General features: G+C 68.4%; 18 protein-coding genes. 9 read left to right on the plus strand and 9 right to left on the minus strand.

Annotated elements, in window-relative coordinates; translation table 11 throughout:
* Positions 1-50 precede the first annotated feature (50 nt).
* Entirely contained in the window at positions 51-479 is a 429-nt protein-coding gene (locus tag IW249_RS14630) for a VOC family protein (protein WP_196921263.1), read from the minus strand.
* Positions 480-576: 97 nt separating this feature from the next.
* Between IW249_RS14630 and IW249_RS14635 the strand changes: the two genes are divergently transcribed.
* Positions 577-1,341 (plus strand): alpha/beta fold hydrolase, encoded by a 765-nt coding sequence (locus tag IW249_RS14635; protein WP_196921264.1) that lies wholly within the window; start codon positions 577-579, stop codon positions 1,339-1,341.
* Positions 1,342-1,401: 60 nt separating this feature from the next.
* Here the strand turns inward: IW249_RS14635 and IW249_RS14640 are convergent, their stop codons facing one another.
* A complete protein-coding gene (locus IW249_RS14640) occupies positions 1,402-4,485 on the minus strand; it encodes a DEAD/DEAH box helicase (protein ID WP_196921265.1) in 3,084 nt (1,027 codons plus the stop codon).
* 651 nt (positions 4,486-5,136) lie between these two features.
* Between IW249_RS14640 and IW249_RS35005 the strand changes: the two genes are divergently transcribed.
* Positions 5,137-5,580 (plus strand): cell division protein SepF, encoded by a 444-nt coding sequence (locus tag IW249_RS35005; RefSeq protein ID WP_196921266.1) that lies wholly within the window; start codon positions 5,137-5,139, stop codon positions 5,578-5,580.
* Positions 5,581-5,734: 154 nt separating this feature from the next.
* Positions 5,735-6,433, plus strand: coding sequence for an SLATT domain-containing protein (locus IW249_RS14650; protein WP_307788591.1), 699 nt, complete (start codon positions 5,735-5,737; stop codon positions 6,431-6,433).
* Positions 6,434-6,579: 146 nt separating this feature from the next.
* Here IW249_RS14650 and IW249_RS14655 read toward each other — a convergent pair whose 3' ends face one another.
* The 3 genes from IW249_RS14655 to IW249_RS14665 all read right to left on the minus strand — a co-directional run bounded on the left by IW249_RS14655 (position 6,580) and on the right by IW249_RS14665 (position 9,294).
* Positions 6,580-7,140: a GNAT family N-acetyltransferase gene (locus IW249_RS14655; RefSeq protein ID WP_196921267.1), complete on the minus strand. Its 561-nt coding sequence runs from the start codon at positions 7,138-7,140 to the stop codon at positions 6,580-6,582.
* Positions 7,137-8,693, minus strand: coding sequence for a helix-turn-helix domain-containing protein (locus tag IW249_RS35400; RefSeq protein ID WP_504871054.1), 1,557 nt, complete (start codon positions 8,691-8,693; stop codon positions 7,137-7,139). Before IW249_RS35400 ends, IW249_RS14655 begins: the two co-directional genes overlap by 4 nt.
* 82 nt (positions 8,694-8,775) lie before the next feature.
* Positions 8,776-9,294, minus strand: coding sequence for a flavoprotein (locus tag IW249_RS14665; RefSeq protein ID WP_196921269.1), 519 nt, complete (start codon positions 9,292-9,294; stop codon positions 8,776-8,778).
* A gap of 215 nt (positions 9,295-9,509) precedes the next feature.
* On the opposite strand from IW249_RS14665, the gene IW249_RS14670 reads away from it, so the two are divergent.
* The 3 genes from IW249_RS14670 to IW249_RS35010 all read left to right on the plus strand — a co-directional run bounded on the left by IW249_RS14670 (position 9,510) and on the right by IW249_RS35010 (position 12,805).
* Positions 9,510-10,616: an FAD-binding oxidoreductase gene (locus IW249_RS14670; RefSeq protein WP_231392535.1), complete on the plus strand. Its 1,107-nt coding sequence runs from the start codon at positions 9,510-9,512 to the stop codon at positions 10,614-10,616.
* A gap of 269 nt (positions 10,617-10,885) precedes the next feature.
* A complete protein-coding gene (locus IW249_RS14675; protein WP_196921270.1) occupies positions 10,886-11,332 on the plus strand; it encodes a hypothetical protein in 447 nt (148 codons plus the stop codon).
* Positions 11,333-11,380: 48 nt separating this feature from the next.
* Entirely contained in the window at positions 11,381-12,805 is a 1,425-nt protein-coding gene (locus IW249_RS35010) for an HNH endonuclease (protein ID WP_196921271.1), read from the plus strand.
* Positions 12,806-12,913: 108 nt separating this feature from the next.
* On the opposite strand, the gene IW249_RS14685 is transcribed toward IW249_RS35010, so the two are convergent.
* Positions 12,914-13,795 carry a cellulose binding domain-containing protein gene (locus tag IW249_RS14685; RefSeq protein WP_196921272.1) on the minus strand — a complete coding sequence of 294 codons (882 nt, stop codon included), beginning with the start codon at positions 13,793-13,795 and terminating at the stop codon, positions 12,914-12,916.
* Between the two features lie 206 nt (positions 13,796-14,001).
* On the opposite strand from IW249_RS14685, the gene IW249_RS14690 reads away from it, so the two are divergent.
* Positions 14,002-14,907 carry a hypothetical protein gene (locus IW249_RS14690; RefSeq protein WP_196921273.1) on the plus strand — a complete coding sequence of 302 codons (906 nt, stop codon included), beginning with the start codon at positions 14,002-14,004 and terminating at the stop codon, positions 14,905-14,907.
* A 66-nt stretch (positions 14,908-14,973) separates the two neighbouring features.
* Here the strand turns inward: IW249_RS14690 and IW249_RS14695 are convergent, their stop codons facing one another.
* The gene (locus IW249_RS14695; RefSeq protein ID WP_196921274.1) at positions 14,974-15,195 is read right to left on the minus strand and encodes a hypothetical protein; all 222 of its coding nucleotides are present in this window, start codon (positions 15,193-15,195) and stop codon (positions 14,974-14,976) included.
* Positions 15,196-15,528: 333 nt separating this feature from the next.
* On the opposite strand from IW249_RS14695, the gene IW249_RS14700 reads away from it, so the two are divergent.
* A complete protein-coding gene (locus IW249_RS14700; RefSeq protein WP_196921275.1) occupies positions 15,529-16,164 on the plus strand; it encodes an 8-oxoguanine DNA glycosylase OGG fold protein in 636 nt (211 codons plus the stop codon).
* Positions 16,165-16,169: 5 nt separating this feature from the next.
* Here the strand turns inward: IW249_RS14700 and IW249_RS14705 are convergent, their stop codons facing one another.
* Positions 16,170-16,538: a DUF4180 domain-containing protein gene (locus IW249_RS14705; protein ID WP_196921276.1), complete on the minus strand. Its 369-nt coding sequence runs from the start codon at positions 16,536-16,538 to the stop codon at positions 16,170-16,172.
* Entirely contained in the window at positions 16,531-16,983 is a 453-nt protein-coding gene (locus tag IW249_RS14710; RefSeq protein ID WP_196921277.1) for a helix-turn-helix domain-containing protein, read from the minus strand. The genes IW249_RS14705 and IW249_RS14710 overlap by 8 nt, the downstream gene beginning before the upstream one ends.
* A 168-nt stretch (positions 16,984-17,151) precedes the next feature.
* On the opposite strand from IW249_RS14710, the gene IW249_RS14715 reads away from it, so the two are divergent.
* Entirely contained in the window at positions 17,152-20,547 is a 3,396-nt protein-coding gene (locus IW249_RS14715) for an ATP-binding protein (RefSeq protein ID WP_196921278.1), read from the plus strand.
* Positions 20,548-20,669: the final 122 nt, after the last annotated feature.

Genomic DNA, 20,669 nt, shown 5'->3' on the forward strand with positions numbered 1-20,669 from the left:
CGTCCTCTTCCCTGCGCGGCTCAGTTCGTGGTGCCTCAGTTCGTTGCGCCTCAGTTCATGGCGCTGAAGTCGGGGACGGTGAGGGAGCCGTCATCCGCGAGGGTGAAGCCCGGGTTCCAGGCGATCTCCCAGAGGTGGCCGTCCGGGTCGGCGAAGTAGCCGGCGTAGCCGCCGTAGAAGGTCTCCCGGGCCGGCTTGGTGACCGTGGCACCAGCCTTGGTCGCCGTGGCGATGACCTCGTCGACCTCTGCCCGGGAGCGGACGTTTTGAGCGAGGGTCATCGCGCCGGTGCCCGGCCCTTCGATGCCGGCGTCGTCGGCTAGCTTGTCGCGGCCCCACAGGACGAGGGCCAGGCCGCCGGCCTGGAAGAAGACCGTCTCCTCGACCTCCTGGCCCTGCCAGCCGAGCTGCTCGTAGAACGCCTTCGCGCGCGCTACGTCCGAGACGCCGAGGGTGATCAGGCTGATCCGCTGCTCCATGGTCTTCAACCTAACGCGCGATCATTCCGCTTCGAGGCAGGCAGGACCGTGCCGACCTTAGCGGCAGCCGATGGCTGTTGATCTAGGATTCCAGGTCATGCGGGAGTTCTTCACGGTCGGCGGCCGGAGTCTTTCCTATCTCGATTTTGGCGGTCCGGGAAACCCGCTCCTTGCTCTGCACGGGCACTACAACGAAGCGTCGGCATTCGCGTCGCTGGCTGAGGCGTTGGCACCGCAATGGCGGGTGATCGCGCTCGACCAGCGTGGGCATGGAGAGTCCGACCGTGCCGAAAGCTATGAGCGAGACGATTACGTTGCCGACGTCGCCGCGTTCCACCAGCATCTGAAGGTCGGCCCCGCCGTGGTGCTGGGTCACTCACTGGGCGGGGTGAACGCCTACCAGTACGCCAGCCGGCACCCGGATCGGGTCACCGCGCTGATCGTCGAGGACATCGGCGCGGTCGTGGACTGCGACTGGTCGTTCACCACCAGCCTTCCTCGCCGCGCGCCATCCCGCGATGCACTGGCCTCGGCCCTGGGCGGGGCGGCTCCCTATCTGGAGTGCTCCTTCCGCCAATCGAAGGACGGCTGGGGCTTCTCGTTCGAGATCGATGACACTGTGGCGTCCCAGAAAGCGCTCAACGGTGACCACTGGAAGGACTGGACAGCGGTGTCCTGCCCTACCCTTCTGATTCGCGGAACACGCAGTGACGAGCTGACGGCCGATCACGCTCGCGAGATGATCGCCCGTCGCCGCGGCCAGGCTCGGCTCGTCGACCTGCCAGCAGGTCACGTCGTGCATCACGATGCTCAGGCGCAGTTCCCCGCTGCGGTCGGTGCCTTCCTGTCCGAGCTCGTTTGAGTCAGGGAAGTTTCAGCCCTGCCTCGTGAGCTGCGAGACGGTCGAGGCCCGCGAGGAGCATTAAGCGGCGATGGTCCGGGCGGTGGCGTACACGTCGGCGGGTAGGGCGTGACGGAGCTGCCACAGGACGCGCATGGGTCGGTCGCCGGTGTGCGAGTCGTAGGTCATGGTGCCGGCGTAGAGGTACGGCGGTGCGCCCAGGTCGCGGTCGGCGATGCGGGTTTCCCGAACGAAGAGGTGCACGGTCGAGCCGCCCGAGGTGTACCGCTGCCCGGTCGTCGACGCCGCAGATGTGGTGCTCTGCGACTCCCATTGGAACAGGGTGTCGGTGATGGCCCGGTCGGCGTACATGGTGGTGGGGGAGTAATGGGCCTCCGACTTGACCAGGGTGACGAAGAAGAGGTCGGCCTGGGCGTCGGGCAGCCACTTCACCCCCTCGCGCAGCGACCCGGGGTTGGTCATCCCGAAGGCCGCGCATGCCTCGTTGCGGCTGTACCGGGCGTGCACGCGCAGGGGCACCGCACCGGGCGCGGCGGTCGGCGTGACCCGGTGGATGCGGTCCCGCAACACCTCGGCGACCTGCCGCAACTCGGCGCAGCGGGCCGGCTCCTTCCACAGCCGCGCCAGCCGCTCGTCCCGCGTCGCGAGGGGGACGTTCGGTCCCCAGAGGCTGAAGTGCAGCATGTCCAGCAGCCGGCCGTTCCCCGCGTACACCTGCTGGCCTGGCGCGGGCGGTCCGGCCGCGACCCTCGTCAGCAGCTCTAGCCGGTCGATGTCGTCGGTGTGCAGCATGCGACCGATGGCCCGGCCCAACTCACGGTCATCGGGGCCGGTTGTGGACGTCTCGATGCCGGCGAGCCGCCGCAGGCCGGTCCAGCCGCCGACGCTGGCCGATCGGTACACGTCCTCGATCTCCAGGCCGGTCTCCCGCAGGAATGTCGCCAGGCTGACGTCGCCGAGCTGCCGCAGCTCAGAGACGAGCCCGGCCTTCGAGGTGGGCAGCGCCGATCGCAGGTTGGCGAGCACTACCTCCTTCGCCACCCGGTCCAGTTCGACGTGGCAGCCGCTCGGCAGGCTCGGGAAGTCGTCGCGGACCGCCTCGGTGATCGCCCGCCGGCTGACCCCGGTCAGGGCACGCCACCGCAGGTCGAAGCGGAAGTTCGCGTGCTGCCCACCGATGAAGTCGAGCACCGTGAGGCAGGGCTTGTCGTCGTCCAGGCGCAGGCCACGGCCGAGCTGTTGCAGGAAGATCGTTGCGCTCTCGGTGGGCCGCAGCATCAGGATCGTGTCGACCATCGGCAGGTCGACGCCCTCGTTGAACAGGTCCACGGTGAAGAGCACCCGCAGCTTGCCGGCCTTGAAGTCCCGCAACAGCGCGGCCCGATCGGTGCCGGCCTTTGAGGTCACCGCCGCCGCCTCGACACCGTGCTTTCTGAACCAGGCGGCCATGAACTCGGCGTGCCCGATGCTGACGCAGAACCCGAGCGCGCGCATCCGCCCGACGTCCACCTTCTCGCGGACCGCCCGCAGCACCGTCCGCGCCCGAGCATCATTGCCGGTGTAAATGGTGCTCAGCTGCGTCGGGTCGTAGCCCTGCCCGCGCCTCCAGGTGACGTGCGACAGATCCACGTCGTCGTGCAGCCCGAAATACTGGAACGGCGCCAATAACTGCCGCTCCAACGCGTCCCACAGGTGCAGCTCGACGGCCGCGCGCCCGTCGAACCACCGGCGCACGTCGCCGCCGTCGGCCCGGTCGGGGGTCGCGGTCAAGCCCAGGAGTACGCGGGGACGCAGCCGCTCCAACAGCCGCGTGTACGTCGGCGCTTCCGCGTGGTGGAACTCGTCCACGATCACCATGTCGTACGCCTCGGGATCGACCTCCCGGCGGTGCAGGGACTGAATGGAGGCGAAGACGTGCTTCCAACCGTTCGGCTTCTCGCCCGCGACCAGCGTCTCGCCGAAGCTACCGTCGCCCATGACCTGCCGGAACGTGGACAGGCTCTGCCGCAGGATCTGCTCCTGATGAGCGACGAAGAGCAGCGAGTCAGCTCGTTTCGCCTTGTGCAGCCGGCGGTAGTCGAGGGCGGCGACCACGGTCTTGCCGGTGCCGGTCGCCATCACCACCAGGTTGCGCCAGCGCCCGTGCACCAGGCGCTCGGCATCCAGGTCGGCCAGGATCTCGGCCTGATACGGGTACGGGCGCACGTCCAGATTCGAGATCGCGGTCGGGGCATCGTCGCGGCGCTCCCCGCTCAACGCCTGTCGTAGCCGTTCGGCGTCCCGGGCCGCGTCGTACGCCTCGAACGCCGGATCGTTCCAGTAGTCCTCGAACGTCGCCGTGAAGGTGTCGATGACGTGCGGCTGCTCCATGTTCGAGATGCGCACGTTCCACTCCACGCCGTCCACCAGCGCGGTCTTCGACAGGTTCGACGAGCCGACGTACGCGGTGGTGGTGCCGTTGTTGCGGCGGAAGAGCCACGCCTTGGCGTGCAGGCGGGTGGTCCTCGTTTCGTACGACACCTTGATCTCGGCGCCCAGCTCGGCGAGCCGGTCTAGCGCTCGCTGATCGGTTGCCCCGAGGTAGGTGGTGGTGATGACGCGGACCTTGCCGCCTCGGGCAATCAGCTCGCGGATGGCTGGCTCGACGATGCGGAGGCCGTACCACTTGATGAACGCGCACAGCAGGTCTACCTGGTCAGCGGAGGCCATCTCGTGGTTGACCTCGTGGCCGATGCGCGGCTGGTGGCGGCCGTTGACCAGCAACGCGCCAGTGGAGAGGGGAGTGGTGGGGCGCTGCGGAAAGGTGGGCTCCGCGGGTGGTGTTGGTGGGGCGGCGATGGCGTGGAGCAGGTGCTTCGCGTCGATTACCTGGTCCTGATCGGTCGCTGCCTTGGGGCTCAGGGTCGCGATGGCTTCGGCGATCTGGTTCGCCATTGCGATCTGGTGGTGAAGCTTGTCATCGCCGCTGGGGAGGGACTGGAGGGCTCGGGCAGCCAGGGTGGCGATGTGGCGGGCGAGGGTTTGGTGGGCGTCGGCGGAGTCGAGTTTGTGGTGTTGGATCAGGGCGGGATCGACATGCTGGAGCCGGTCGGCAAGCTCGCGTGTGATCAAGTGTTCGTAGACACCCCGCTCAAGATCCGTCATCCACGCAATCTAATCGTCGCGACGCTGACGCGTTGCCCTGACTAGGCGTCGAATTCCAAGTGTCGGGTCGCTGACAGATGAGCAAATCGGTGTGCAAGCATGATGGAACCGGTGCCTTGGGCCAGCCGGTGCGCGCTGCAGCCCTTGAAGTCCGCGCGGCAAGGTCGCTACCTGCGCAAACGACTCCTCAGTCGAAGCTCATTAAATCATTGGCTTCGACTTCCTAGGTAATGGGCAGCGAAGACGGGCGGCTCGCTTGGCTGAACGGAGTGATCAATGGGACTCCCGCTGCTGCGCTCTGGCCGGTAATCTCCCCGAGCACCTCTTTGGAGAGGTTGGGCCGATGCTTGTTGGGTTAGGGGAGGTGCCACTTGCTGAAGTGTCATCTGTGACAACCGCTGCGGCCTGTCCTGTACTCGGGTAGCGACCACGGCACGGGGCTGGCTCGATGTGCGGAGCCATAACGCCCAACCTGGTAGTGCGCGTGAGTCTGGGACCGGACATCAGCCCAACACAACCTCTCCTCTCTGGATCTGATGGCTCGATGTCACTCTTCCGTCGGTACGAGCTGGGACCACTCGTGCGCCTTCCCTGGATTCTGTATTGGATCAAGTGTTTTCGAATTATCCCAACGATTGAGAGCTCGGCACTGTGACAGAGCGGTCTGTCGAATTAATTGCGTTTGTCGCGCTGGCTGCGCTGGCCATTGCTGCTTATCGGTTGGGTGCTCGTCCCGTGGTGACTCGGGGGCGAAGTGCAGATCTTCGCGGTGTGTGCCGCCGAGATCATGCTTCAGAGCTAGAACGCTCTTTGGATTCGGCGGTACGGGCAAATTCATATAGGGTCGATCGCGATGCGGCTCCCGGTGTGCGTTTGGAAGCGGCTTTACGCGTGACACCGGGCGACTTCGCTACCGGTGCTGCTGAGATCGCTGAAATCCTTCAGGCGGGACGAGTCGCTTCCATCGACCTGTCTCAAATGGAGCAGTACGAGGCAGCGCGTCTGGTGAACTATTGCCATGGCTTGACGGTCATGGCAAATGGCTGGATTTTTCGCCTGGCTCAAAGCGTAATTGTTATAACTCCCGGTTCTTGAGGTAGAAGGAGCTTCCTTGCCTACGCCTAGCCAGCAAGAGCAAGTGTTGGTACTGAACCATGCTATTCGGCAGACGGAGCATGAGCTAGAGTACGCGCGAATGCGCCACCGATGGTCGAACCTATCAATGGCCTTCGGTCCAGTACTGCTTGTCGTGCTCTACGCCTTGTATTGGCTGCCCTGGCTAACTGGCAGTACGAAGAGGGTCGTCCTTACGCCCGCATTCATTGTTGCCATCCTGTTCGGCGTTGCGGCCTACTTACTCAAGCGGTATCCCGGCGGGTATGTATCGAAGGGTGCCTCAATTCGTGCACCTCGTCCGTCGGAAAGCGACCTCGAGCTCAAATTGGCCCGCTTGCGTGACGAGCGGAAGCTCGTGGTGGCTAGTCTGGAAGGCGACCTAAAGGTCCGCCGAGTCGCATATAAGGAGGACGCCTATTTCGATATCGATCAACTGAGGAGTGAGAGTAGGCAATATAGGCTCGTCAACAACATCTTTCAAGGCTTTCTAATTATTGGATCCCTGGCGGCGACGGGAATCGCAGGAATCTCCGAGAAGATGACGTGGGACCGTTGGACGGTGCTCGGTATCACCTTCCTTGTCGGTACTGCGAGCGGCTTCATGGGTTACTTCAAATACAAAGAACGTAGCTTTTACTTGCAGCAAACCGCCGATGCGATTGAGGCAGAGTGGGAGGCTGTCGAAGTTGGTGTCGGGAGGTACAAGCGCATCCCCTCGGAGGAGGAGCAGTTGGCCGAGTTTGTTGAGGAAGTGCATCGCCTAAAATCGGAACAAAAGAAGCGTCAGCAGAACCTTGAACAGCCTCCAGAGTCGCGAAATCAGGGCGAGTGATCCTCTGTTCTATCGTCGGCACTGCGCTGCTAGGGCAGTGCATAAGCCCTGGGGCTCGGCGGAAAATCCGCTGGGCGGGTCGTGTTGCTTGTGTATGCGATCTCAGGACGGTTCTGTGCAGACTGTCTTCAGAGTCGGCCACCACGTTAGCTAAAAGGACGAGGGCAAATTGGGGCGGTGCGGACCATGACATCGAAGGTTGGTGCAGTTTCCCAGTTGGGGCGCAGCCTGGTGACCTTGTTCCAGCCCCAGGAGCGGTACGCCATCTGGGCGGCAGCATTTTCGGGACGGACCAAGAGCGTGGACCGCGGTTCAGCCCGGCCCGCGACCAGCTCGTCGTGCAGCGCCGCCGCAATGCCCTTACGTCGCCAGGCACGGTGTACCAGCAGCTCGCTGATCGCAAAGGTGCGTTTCCCGTCCTCCTCGGTGAACCCGGGCGGCACGGGCTCATGGATGCCCTCCCACCACCGTGTCTGCGAAGGTAGCGGAAAGCCATAGATGTAGCCGACCAGGGCCTCATCGACCGATGCGGTAATCAATTCCCATCCAACTCGCTGCATGTGTAGGTCAAGCTGACGTCGGTAGCGGTCCTCGCTGTGGAACTCGCCGCCACCCGCGTAGACCTTCAGGTAGAGACCCACGAGCTGATCGAGGATTTCCTTAGCCTCGTCGGCGCTGTAATGACGAAGTTGCAGGCCCTCGATCACAGGCTCACCTCCTGGTCGTAGGCGTCGACGAACTGGCGGGTCGTCGTGGTCGCCTGCCGTGGCGTCGCCAGACTTCCGCGCACCTGCGCGAGATGCTGGCTCACTCGCTTTGAGCTGATCTGGCGCACCGCGGGCAGGACGTCGAGAGCGATACGTGCCGCCTCGTTGACGTCGCCCTGCTGGTACGCCGCCTCTGAGAGCCGCACCGCGTAGTAGACCTGGTTTCGCCGATGGCCAGGTGACGGGTTGTCGGTGATCGCGCGTAACGACTGAACAGTGCGCTCGGGTTTGTCGAGGGCCAGATAAGAAAGCCCTTCGATCCCGATCAACTCTTGGTGGTTCACGAAGTGGACGAAACCCTGGTCATCCTCGTGAGTGCCCCGGTCCAACTCCCGGCGTGCCTTGGTCATCTCCCGACTGAAGCCACTGGCATCCCTGAGGACGGCGTAGGCGTGCGCCCTGCGCAGGTGCAGCAAGGTGGTGAGCCGAGGTGTTGCCCAACCGGCGGACACCCGTAGAGCGGCTTCGGCGCAGTGCAACGACTCGCCAGGTTGGCTCTCGCGGATCAATAGGGACAGATGCGTGAGGGCGCGAACTTCCACTCGTGGGTCATCCGCGATTCGGGCACGAGTGATTGCCTCATTGAGGTACGGCCTCGCCTCAGACCGACGTTCGGCGTCGATGGCCAGCCAGGCCGCCTCGATGGAAAGGTCGGCCAGGGCGCTTTGGAGCGCGTCGCCGACCTCTCTGCTGTAGCTGGCCCGCGCCGCCCAAGCCGACAGCCTGGTGTGGACTTGGATGGCGACGTCGCAGAGCAGGTCGGCACCGGCTACCGCGTCTGCCCGCCGGAGGTCATCAACCAGGGAGCTGGCGAGCTGCACCTGCTCCATGCCGATTGTCTTGGGCACCTCGACGGGCCCTGCGAGTAGGTACGTGTGACCGCTAGCAGCGAGTCCCGTGAGCGCGGCCAGTACATTGAATCGTCGGCGGTCCGTAGCGCCACCCCCTTGGCTTGATGCCTCCTCCACGCTAACCGCCACGGCGGCCCGCCCGCCTCGCTCGGTTGGCAGATCCTCACCATCTGCGCGGTCGGTGCCGTCTGGGATGAGGCTCGTATCGGTCCAGCAGGGCCGACCAGGAAGGCGGAACCAAAGGTGTTCTGCGGGTACCCGCAGAAGCTGTGCCCAGTGCGCCAGCCGGTCCAGATGCACCAGCGGTGGACCGTTTTCCACCCGACTCAGCTGCGCCTGCGTGATCCCCAGCCATTCCGCCACCACCGTCTGTGGCAATGCGGCCCGCCCGTGGTAGGGATGGCACCGGTACGCCCGGATCACCCGCCCCAGATGTCGCTCGGCGAGGGCCTGTCGCACCGGCTCGTGGTCCCAGAAGCTCGCCGGCACCTCCGGTGGTGCGCTCAACCGGTCCCGCTCGGCGGCCTGGCAGGGCGCACACCGTCCGCTGTCGTTGTCCCGGGCCAGCCGTCCGCCGCACCGAGGGCAGTTCGAGTGGGTCACCGGCGGCTCCGTCCGTCTCGCCTCATCGAGCGTATCCATTGAACACGCTGCGTGGAGCGCTGGTATACGCGCGACGCATATCGTCAAAGGACCGCCGGACAGGGGAACGGACGGCAACTGCTCAGGCCGGGCGCGCCGTCCGCAGCGCCTCGACGACCACGTCCCAACGCCCTGGCCCGTTCATCGAGTCCAGCGGCTTCCCGTCCGCCACGACCACGCCGGCAGCGCGCAGCACCGCCAGGTGACCCGCGTACGCCGGATGAGCGGCCAACTCCGCCTTGGTGTGCGGAAACGCGATGATCGGCAACCTCGCCCCCAGCGACTCGTTGAGGACGCCGAGCGCCAGGGTGTCGTTGATGCCCAGCGCCCACTTCGTCACCGTGTTGAACGTGACCGGCGCGGCCAGCACCACATCAGCGGGCGGGTGCGGCTCGGGGTCGCCGGGCATCCGCCACTCCACGCGTACGAGATAGCCGGTCTTGTTTTGCAACGCCGCCCGGTCGAGCCACGGCGCGGCGGTCGGGCTGACGATCATGCACACCTGCCACCCGTCGGCGATCAGGAGGTCGACCAGCTCGTCGATGTGTTCCGCCGGACCCGCGGCGCAGACGACCAGATACAGCACCGGACGTTCCGTCATGCCCGCAGTCTGCCCGATCCGACAGTCGCCACGTCGAGCGCATACCGATCACGCATGCCGCCCATGATCACCGCGACATGCCGTTGGGCCTGGTCAGCCGCGACAGTCGACGCATGGCCCGGGGCTGGTGCCTTGTCCCGGAACTGCGCCGGCCCTCAACGGCGCAGCTCCTCCCGCCCGCCCCGGTGCCAGCCCATCAACGTCTTGGAGCCGGCATGCCCACCGTGATCGACGACGACCACCCGGCCCACGTGGACCTGGCCGCCGCCTGGGAGTCGGTCGACGCGCGGGCCGCCGCCGACTTCTGGTGCACAGTCGAAGACCGCCGACCCGGGCTGCTCCCACAGCGCGACGCGCCGCTGTTCTTCACCGCGCTGGGCCGCCTCCTGGTTGGCGGCGACGACCCGGCGAACCGGGCGGCGCTGCTCCGGGTGCTCGGCCACGCGTACCGTCATTTCGACCTGCTCCCGCAAGCCACCACCATCGGCGACGCGCTGCTCGCCACCGTTGCCCGCCACGCCCGCCCACTGTGGACGGCGCAGGTCACCATCGCCGCCGAGCGCGCCCTGTACCGCGCCACGCACGCCATCCGCCGCGCCGCCGCGCAGGCCGGCGACGGCCGGGCCTGGTGGCACGTCGAGGTGATCGGCCACGACCGGCCGTCGCCCAGCATCGCCATCCTGACGGTACGTCCCTGGCGGCGACTGCCCTTCCAGCCAGGTCAGGCCGTGCCGGTCTGCACACCGCGCCTGCCCGGGCACTGGCGCTGGCTCTCGCCGGCCAACGCCCCACGCGCGGACGGCACCTTCGAGCTGCACGTCCGCGCCGTACCCGCCGGCACCGTCTCCCACCGCCTGGTCCATGAGGTACGCCCCGGCGAGCTGCTCTGGCTCGGCCCACCCGACGACACCGGCCTGAGCCTCGACCCGGCGAGCACGAACGATCTGCTGCTCGTCGCTGGTGGCACCGGTCTGGCGCCGCTGCGCGCCCTGGTCGAGCAGGTCGCCGCCGCACCGGACGGTCGGCGGGTGACGCTGGTCGTCGGCGCATGCACCTTCACCGACCTGTATGACGCGATCGCCCTCGACAAGCTGCAATGCGCCCACGACTGGCTGACCGTCGTGCCGGCCCTCTCCGACGACCCCTGCGCCGAGCCGACCGAGCGGGGCGACGCCCTGACCATCGCTCTCAACCACCACCAGCCCGGCCAGGACCTCTACCTCTGCGGCCCACCCGCGATGCTGGCGAACGCGTGGCCACGGATGCGCGCCCTCGGCATCCCCGCCGCACGCATCCACCTGCCCAAAGGCTTCACCCACTGATGGCTGCGCCTTCTCATTGATCGATCGCCATGAGAGGCTTAAACGCCTGAGCGTGTTCGTCTCAGTGCGGGGGGTAAGCAGTGGAAGGTGCTGACGGTCCGTCCCGGTGGTCGATCGAAAAGTTTGGGCTGCCGCTGGCAACCACTCTCCGCACACTTGTCCCGGCGGCGCTGCGCCGTGCGGTCGAGCTGGCTCAGGATGCTCGCGAAGCCTCGGAGTTGGATACCGATCATGCCTTCGGCCCTGTCCGATGGAAGCAGCAGTACGAGGTGTTGCACGAGTACCTGCGTGACCTCCCCGACGTGGCAGACGTGCACCCACCGGGCGCCCAGGTGCGGGTCACCATTTGCAGGGGGCATCTTCTGCTGCCCTGGCGATACGCGACCCGGAGTGACCTGGACATGCGCGACGCCCGCCCCGGGCGTGACCTCAACCGGCTGATCCGAGACCTGTTGATCCTCTTTGGGCCTGAGCCGAGCCACGAGGAGGTCACTCTGCCGTTGATGCCGCTCACGCCGGAGGAAGCCCGCGACCGTTCGGCTCTTCGGGAGGCCGTGGAGCAGTTGGCCGACGAGCCGAGGGTGCTGCTGGTCGGGTTCGCCTGCAACTCTGACGAAGGTCTGCTCCGGGTTTCCTGGGGGGAGGCGGCTCTGCTTGGTGGCACCGAACTCAAGTGGGGCCACCTCGAAGACCTGCCAGTCGCGCGAGGACGATGACAGCTTCGCGGGACCGCGAAAAATGATTCAGGTCAGTAGCGTCTGGGCGTGCCCGACACTCCCTCCGGTGATCCGCTGTCCGGCTTCAGTCCTGCGCGTCCCTACACGCGGGACGCCGCCGGTGACGCTCCTCGAACGCCCGGTGTGCACGTGGTTGTCGAGAGCGGCGTGGTCGTCTACGTCGGTTCGACTGGGGATCTACGTCGACGTCTCTGCCAGCACCTGACCGGCAATCGGGGCTCATCGGTCCTGCACGATCAGGTCGGCCGGCTGCTCGACCAGCCCGGTGCTCCGGCGGCGGCTGCTGACATCGCCGATTGGTTGGCTCACTGCGACCTCCGCTGGCTCAAGACCGACGATACGCAGGGAGTGAAGGAGGCGTTGGTCGCGACCCTTGGACCTCGATTCAACAGGCACGTGCCGAAGGAATCGGGGTTGCCCGAGGTCTCCGCAAAGCAGCGCCAGTTCGATCGCCTGAAGTCCGGCCGATACTACGGTGGGGTGCTCGACGCGGTCCGCGCGTACTTGCACGTCGCCGTGCCCGATGCCGCTGACAAGGAGCGCGATTACTGGACGCTGTCCTGCCTGCCGGCGACGCATGCCGGAAGGCTCGCCGCAGTCAGCATGAAGCGGATGGAGACGTTCGTTCTGGCCGAGCCCGCCGAGCAGAACGAACACCCGGTGATCACCTGCTTTGTCATTGTCAGATGGTCTGCCCTGCGTCAGCACTGGCCGACGTTCCAGGCGTTCACTGACGCCTTCCCCGATCTGACCATCTACCACTCCGATTACGCTGATCCCGGGCCGGACCAGGTTCGGGTCGATGGCTGGCACCACGACCTGATAGCCGCTTTCCGCGACGACCGCTTCGCCGCAGCCGTACGTGATCTCACCGAGCCGCTGCTGAAAGTCCGAACGATGCAGACCGCAGGACACAACGATCAACTCACCGAGCAGGTGTTGAAGGTCGACAACCTGGCGAACTCCCCGGACGACAGCAGGGCGATTGAGCCGGAGGCCGCGTCCGAGGGGCGGCGCAGGAGGCTGGCCGAGGTCACCGCGCGGCAGGGCCAGGCGGACTTTCGCCGCCGGCTCATGAAGGCGTACGGCAACCGCTGCGCGATCACCGGCTGTGATACCGAGGCCGCGCTCCAGGCTGCACACATCGACCCGTACGACGGGCCGGCCACCAACCAGGTCAACAACGGCCTCCTGCTCCGCGCTGACCTGCACAACCTGCTCGACCGAGGGTTGATCTGGATTGACGAGTCGTACGTCTTGCATGTGGTGGCGGGCATCGCGCACTACTCCAGCTACCACGGCCAGCGAATCCGCCTACCGGAGAGGGCCGATGACCTGCCAGACCCGGAGGCGCTGCTTCGGCACCGACGCGCGTGGCATGGGTTCCATGACGTCGTAGAAGGCCACGAGCCAGACCCAGGGCGCAGGACGGCCGGGAGTAGTTCCCCTTGAAGCGTGATGTCTGTGAGTCATCATGATGACTCACAGACATCACGCTCGTCGGGACAAGGCCGGCCGGACCTGGGGCACGTCGGTCGCCCAGCGCCTGGTCGGGAGTGGTCAGGAGTAGGTGTCGCCGAACTCGCGGACCCCGTTGACGTCCAGGGTGATCCGGTCGTTCTCTCTCCACTGGCTGGTCGCGGCGAGCCAGCTCGGGTCGTCGCGTTCGTCGATGGCGCTCCAGCTGTGCCGGTGGTGTCGTAGCTGGATCGGCCCGGTCGACTGGCCCGGCGCGAGCGTGCCGTCGGTGAAGGTCAGCTCGACCCAACCGGGGACCGGCGTTCCCGGGACCGGGTACGGCGGCGCCGGCGTCGTCATGCCGCCGGGTGGCCCGCCTGGTGGAATGAAGAACTGCACGCTCTGCTGGATCCGGTCGCAGCCCAGTGCGGCCCAGTCGCAGTTCGGCACCAGCGAGGTGTTGCCGCCCTCGAAGCGCAGGTGGTAGCGCACCTGCACCGTGGTCAGGTCGAGCGGCCCGGTGCCGGTGTTTGTCACCTTCAGGAGATGCTGGATCTGGTTGTTCGTCGGTGACCAGTCCAGGTTGAGGTAGCTGACCGTCGCGCGGCCGGCCGCGGTCCGCACGGTGGTGGTGGGCGAGGTGTCCGAGTAGCCGCCGAGTGCGCGGGCGGCAATCCCGATCCGGTACGTGGTGCCGGGTGCAAGGTCGGTCAGCGTGATCGTGGTGTCGGTGGTGAAGCCGAGGAAGCGGTACGTGTTCGGCCCCAGCGGCACCTGCACCTCGTAGTTGATCGGCTGCTCCGACCCGGGCTCGACCCAGGCGGAGGGTGCCCAGCTGAGCGTGAGCTGATGGGGATCATTGGCGACCACCACCGGGGTGCCGGGGGTGCTGATCGCCGGGCCGTCGGCGCGGGCGGCGTTCACGGCGAGCAGGCTCGCCAGCGCGGCGAGGGCGATGGTGGCGGTGACGCGGCGAGCAGGCATAGGCGAATGGTATGCACGGGCATCGATGTACGTGCATCGTCCGTCAGGCCAGTGACGCCGGGAACGGATCCAGTCCGTTACGCGACGTAGTCGGCTTGGAGATAATGCCTGGTCGCGCGGCTACATAGCGTGAACCCGTCATTACGAACGGCCTTGACGTCGGCGTCGCACCTGCCGCCCCGTCCGGCCTCAGACGGGAGAAACACATGCGTGCTCAGAACGAAACCCGCCGGTTCGGCGCCCGAGTGTCCGTACTCGTGCTCGGTCTTGTCGCGACCGGAGCGGTGCTCGTCCCGGCGAACCCGGCGTCCGCCGCGGTCCCCGGTCTGGTGCGGGTCGCCGCGACCAGCGTCAACAACTCGGCCGACTTCCACAGCGTCACGGCGACCTGCCCGGTCGGGAAGGTGCTGACCGGCACCGGCTACGAACTCAACGGCGTGACCGGTGAAGGTGTGGTCGACGACCTGCGCCCCAACGGCGGCGTCGCCACGGCACCGACCGCGGTCACCGTCGGCGCCTACGAGACCGAGGCGTTCGCGGGGAACTGGTCGGTGACGGCGTACGCGATCTGCGCCAACCCGGTGGCCGGCCTGGTCCGGGTGGCCACTACCAGCGTCAGCAACTCGGTCGACTTCCGCAGCGTCACCGCGACGTGCCCCGTCGGGAAGGTGCTGACCGGCACCGGCTACGAGCTGAACGGGGTCACCGGCGAAGGTGTCGTTGACGACTTCCGGCCCAACGGTGGCGTCGCCTCGGCGCCGACCGCGGTCACCGTCGGCGCGTACGAGTCGGACGCCACGGCCCTGAACTGGTCCGCCACCGCGTACGCGATCTGCGCCAACCCCCTCGCGGGCCTGGTGCGCACCTCGGCCGTGGGGGCCAGCACCTCCCTCGACTTCCGCAGCGTCACGGCCACCTGCCCGGTCGGGAAGGTGCTGACCGGTGCCGGCTACGAGCTGAACGGGGTGACCGGCGAGGGCATCGTGGACGACTTCCGCCCCAACGGTGGCCCCGCGACCGCCCCGACGTCCGCAGCGTCCGGCGCGTACGAGGAGGACGCCTTCGCCGGAAACTGGTCAGACACGGCGTACGCCATCTGCGCCACGCCGTAGAACCCAGTCAGCCGGTGCAGCCGCCCTGCGAAACGCGGGAGCCGCTGCACCGGCTGAGTGGTCGGCTCAGGAGCCGCCCTGACGCTGGATCCGCCCGTCGCCCGAGACCTTGGCCCGGCCCAGGTCGCGTTCGGTGCCGGCCGGGCCGGTAGCGGTACGGCGGTGCCGTTGGTCGGGCGAGTGCTCCACGGTCGAGCCCTGGCGGCCGGGAGCGCCGCTGCCCGGATGCCGCCGGCCTCGCGCCGACTCGCCGCCGTTGTCGTGTTTGTTCTGCTTGTGGCTACCCATGGACCGCGCGTACCCGGTCACTGTGCGGCTAGTCCTGAGCCCCCGTCAGCTCCAGTGCCGCTCCGGGAGCGAGCGGAGTCACGGATTCTCGACGGCCACGCCCGCCGGCACATACCTGACCTCGCCCCAGCCGCTTTCCTCGGGCCAGCCGAACAACAGCAGGTGGCCGTCGGCCGGGAGCATCAACGACCCCGCCGGATGCCGGCTGCCCGGAAGCAGGAGTTCCCTGCAGTCGATACCGCGATTTGCCGTCGGCGGGCGGCAGGGGGAAGCGCACGACCATAGCGTCCGAGCCACGGAGTCCCGCGAGCGCGCGCTCCGAGGGAGGCGACAATGCAGACGACCAGAGGTGTGGAATTACCGGGCGAGCGGGCCCCGGTCACAGTGAACGTCTACCGCTGGCGGGCGGGGCTACCACCGGAGGCATGGCCCGACTCCCTGCCAGCGAGCGGGGAGCTCTGGCGGCGCGACGTCTTCGCGGTGGCCGACGCGTACCGGGCGGGCACTGCGAGCCCACGGCACCTACTGACGGCCGTGCTGGTCTGGGCTTACGGGCCCATCGGGTACGGCGCGTGGCGCGCCACCAGGTCGCTCGACGCCGATCCGGACGGCAAACGCCTGGCGTACGCGTTGGAAGAGGTGTCCAGGCCAGCGCCCGACGAGGACTCGCTGTCTACGGCGTACCGCCGCTTCCGCGACCCCGATCACGCTCGCCTGCCCTGGTTGGGGCCGGGCCTGTTCACGAAGGTCCTCTACTTCGTCGGCTACCGGCGCGGGGTGGGCGGCGTGCAGCCCCTGATCCTCGACCGTGTCGTGGCCGGCCAACTCCCTGCCGAGGCGGGTGTCGGCCGGAGTAACGGCTGGTCGTCCGAGGAGTGGCTGACCTACCTGCGGTGGGCGGCCGAGCAGGCTCGGATCAGGGGAGTGGAGCCGGACGCGGTGCAGATGGCGGTCGTGCCCGACCGGTGAGGTGGCTATCGGGCGGCGCGGAGGCGGGCGTCGAGCGCGTCGAGGTCGGGGACGAACCAGATCTGCCCGCCCTGGTTCGACTCGTGCACCAGGGCGCGCAACGCGGAACTCTCCGCGAGGTGCGCCGAAATGTCGCCGACGACGGCCAGCCGCACCCGGTAGTTGACGAACTTCTGCATCACGTCGCCGGCGAAGCGGGTGCCCAACGAGAAGAAGCGGTCGTCGAGCCGGTTGGCCGGCACGGCGACCACCTGGGCGCCGAGGAACGCCGCCCCGATCAGGTCCAGCGCGTCCTGCTCGGTGGCCACCGGCGGGCCGTCGGGGTCGCAGACCAGCACCGGCACTCCGGCGCGTTCCTGGATTTCGTCAGACATCGTGGACCTCCGGGTCGAGCAGGCCGTTGTCGGCGTTGAGCACGGCGTCGAGCAGGTGCAGCAGCTCGCCGGTGGCGGCCGGGTCACCCAGGATGATGATCTTCATGCGGTGGCGTTGCTCGTCGTACACGGTCTGCACCCGCAGGGGGTTGGCCTGGTCGTGGCCGGTGTTGGCGCTGGTGAGCACGAGCGTGCCGAGTCGGTCGGCGGCGGCTCGGTCGACGCCGTCGATCTGGACGATGCTCGACACCTCCGCCTGCCTGGTGACGCTGGCCGCGGGCGGGGCCTGTCCGGTGAGCGCATCGAGGTCGCTGGCGGCGATCCGGTACTGCTTGCCGATCCGCACGGCCCGAAGCCGGCCCGAGCGGATGTAGCTGCGCACGGTGCGTACGTGCAGGTTGAGCCGGTCGGCCACCTGCTCGACCGAGTACATTTCTTCCTTCATCGTTCCCTACCCTACCTCAATAGGGAAGCATAGGGAGTTATGGGCCGACTCGTTGGCGACATCAGCTCCAAAGGCTCCGAACCCACCTGGACCGGCGGGGGCCCCGCCAGGCGTTCGGCCGGCTAACTCGCTCGCGCTGTCGGACGGTTGCAGTACCGTCTGGAAACCATGGACGCGCGGCGCGGCGACGCCATCATCGGGCGGGATCATCCTGCGGGCCTGTTGCGCGCCGAGTTGGATCGCGCCGCCACCAGCCACGGCGGTCTCGTCCTGGTCACCGGCGAGCCGGGCATCGGCAAGACGACCCTCGTCACGTCGGCGGCCCGCGAGGCCCGGCAACGCGGCGCACTGGTGCTCGGCGCCGCCTGCTGGGATTCCGACAGCGCCCCCGGTTACTGGCCGTGGGTGCAGGTGCTGCGTGCCCTGCGGCGCTCCGCCGATGACTGGCTGGCAGCGCGACAGTCCGCGGAGCCGGCCCTCGCCGCCCTGCTCGGCCAGTCCGGCGCCGGCGGCGAGCAGGCCGGTCGCCTCGCCAGTTGGGCTGGAATCGACAGCGGCCCGGACGCCGCCGACCAGGAGGCGTTCGCGCTGTACGACGCGGTCACCGCCGCACTGGTAGCCGTCTCCCAGCAGCGGCCGGTCGTGGTCGTCCTCGACGACCTGCACTGGGCCGACCCGGCCTCACTGCGGTTGCTGAGCTTCGCCGCGCAACACACCTGGTTCGAGCGGCTCCTGCTGATCGGCACCTACCGCGACGCCGAGGTCGAGTCGGGCGAGCATCCGCTGCGCCCGCTGCTGATGCCGCTGGTCGCGAAGGCCACAACGATCACCCTCACCGGTTTCACCCGCGACGAGGTGGCCGCACTGATGACCCGGACCGCCGGCCGGGAGCCCGAGGCCGACCTGGTCGACGAGGTGCACCGGCGCACCGGCGGCAACCCGTTCTTCGTCGAACAGACCGCGCGGCTGTGGCACGCCGACGACGCGGTCGGCACTATCGCACCCGGCGTACGGGAGGCGGTGCGCCGCCGCCTGGCCCAACTGCCCGCCCCCGTGGTCGAGGCGCTGACCGTCGCCGCCGTGCTCGGTCGCGAGTTCCACCGTCAGGTCCTCGCGGCCTGCGTGGCCGCCCCGGCGGCACAGATCGACCGGCTGCTCGACCGGGCGGTGACCGCCCGACTGGTGGTCGCCCGGGGCGGTGGCCGCTTCGCCTTCGCCCACGACCTGGTCCGCGAAACCCTCTACGACGGGCTGACCGACGACGACCGGAAGGCCCGCCACGGCGCTGTCGTCCGGGCGGTCGACGACCTGCGGGAGCTCACCGACCGGCTGATCCCGGCCGACCTCGCCCGCCACGCCTACCTGGCCGGCCCCGCGCTCGACCGGGCCCGCGTGGCCACGCTGCTGGTCGCCGCCGGTCGGGACGCGTTCGCCCGGCTGGCCGGCGACGAGGCGGCGGTGCACTTCCGTCGAGCCCTGGAGGTGGTCGAAGACCAGGCACAACGAGTGCGGATCCTGATCGAGTTCGCCGAGTCGCACTATCACCACGCCGGCCGGGAAGAGGTCACGCGACTACTGGCCGAAGCCGCCAGGCTGGCCCGTTCCCTCGACGACCCGGTGCTGCTGGCCCGGGTCGCGCTCACAGTCAACCGCTCCCGCCAGGTGGACACCGGCCAGTCGGTCGAGGCGGCAGAGCTGGTGCGCGAGGCGTACCGCCGGTTGATCGGCGAACCGGACGCCACCGCGACGGTCGGCGTTCTGGTCGCCGACCTGATCACCGCCAGCGAAACGATCGCCCGTCGAGGACAGGACGACGAAGCGCTCACCTTCAGCCTCTGGGCCCGCCACGACACGACCTGGGGGCTCGGCACCGCCGCGACCCGAGCCGCGCTCACCGCCGAGATCCGGGACGTGGCCCGTCGGACGGGCGACCGGGAGACCGAGCTGTGGGCCACCTCGCTGCGCTGGGTGGCGCTGCTGGAGCTGGGCGACCCCCGCTTCACCGACGAGCTCACCACCTTCGTCGACGCCGAACGGCAGGGCGACTTCGCCCGGCACCGGATGGCCGCGGCCGTCGACAGCGGGATCATCGCGGCGTTCCGGGGCGACTTCGCCACTGCCGACGAGCGGTTCGCCGTCCTCACCGACCAGACCGACCCGGGCCACATCGAGTTCGGGTTCATGGGCCACCACCTGCGCTGGTCCCGGCTGCTGCTTCAGGGCCGGGTCGACGAGGCCGCCGCGCTGGTGGACGGGCTGGCCCCGATCGACTACCCCTACCGGGAGTTGCTGCGGGCGGTCACCGCGGCCGAGCGGGGCGACGGCGAGACGGCGGTCCGGCTGACCGCCGGCATCGAAGCCGCCGCCATCCGGTACCCGCGCCCGGTGTCACCGCTCTGGCTGCGGCTACGCGCGCAGGCCGCCGCCGCGTCCGCCGACCCACAGCGCTGCGACGCCGCACGGGCCGCGCTCGCCCCGCACCGGGGAGAGTGGATGGTGGCACTCTTCGGCTGCGACGTCAGCGGTCCGGTCGACCACTGGCTGGCACTGATCGACGCCGCCCAGCAACGCTGGGACGACGCCATCGCCGGCTTCACGGCCGCCCGTGAGTCCGCCGACCGGCTGGGCTCCCGTACCTGGTCGATCATCGCCTGTGCCGGCCTCGTGAACGCCCTCGCCGGCCGGGGCCACCCGGGCGACGCCGCAGCACTGGCCGCGCTGCGCGCCACCACCGCCCAGCAGGCAGCGGCCGTCGGTATGACGCAGGTGCTGCACCGGATCGCCGAGCCGACCCCCACCGACGCGGCCGAGCAGACCGCCACCGCACGCCAGGCTGTTGCGCCGGGCCAGGCTGTCGCGTCGGGCCAGGCTCGCGGTCCCGTCGCAGCCGCCGGGCCAGGCCAGGGTGTCGCGTCGGGCCAGCTCGCCGCGCCAGGCCAGGGCGTCGGGCTGGCCAACGTCGGGCCAGGCCAGGCTTTCGGGTCCAGCCAGGCCGCGGCGGTCAAGCCAGCCGGCGAGGGGTGCGAGTTTCGGCGCGACGGGCCGGTCTGGCAGCTCGCGTACGAGGGTGTGGTCGTGCACCTGCCCGACGCCAAGGGCCTGCACGACCTGCACCTGCTGCTGAGCCGCCCGGGCAGCGACGTTCCGGCTGTCGAGTTGCTCGACCCGGCGGCCGGGCCGGAGTTGGTCGCCGCCCGCCGGATGGGCGCCGACCCGGTCCTCGACGACGAGGCGAAGGCCCGCTACCGGCGGCACCTGGCCCGCCTCGACGAGGAGATCGACCGGGCCGCCGCCCGTGACGACGACCAGAAGGTGTCCAAGCTGGACGCCGAACGGGGTGCGCTGCTCGACGAGCTGCGTGCTGCAGCAGGGCTGGCTGGCCGGAGCCGCCGCCTGGGTGACGAGGCCGAGCGGGCCCGCAAGACGGTGACCGCGCGTATCCGCGACACGCTCCGCAAGCTCGACGACCGACACCCGGCACTGGCGAGCCACCTGCGCGACGCCGTCTCCACCGGCACCACCTGCCGCTACCTGCCCCCCGGGCCGCTGCCCTGGCGGCTCTAACCCCGCCCCAGCCCTCCGCGATCTTGCACTTTCGGTCGCCGGTTGAGGTGGGTTTGCCACATCTGTCGGGACAGCAAGTGCAAGATCGCGGGAGCGGGAGCGGGAGCGGGAGCGGGGGAGCG

Origin of the sequence: Micromonospora vinacea (assembly GCF_015751785.1) — a bacterium.
GTDB classification, from domain to species: Bacteria; Actinomycetota; Actinomycetes; order Mycobacteriales; family Micromonosporaceae; genus Micromonospora; species Micromonospora vinacea.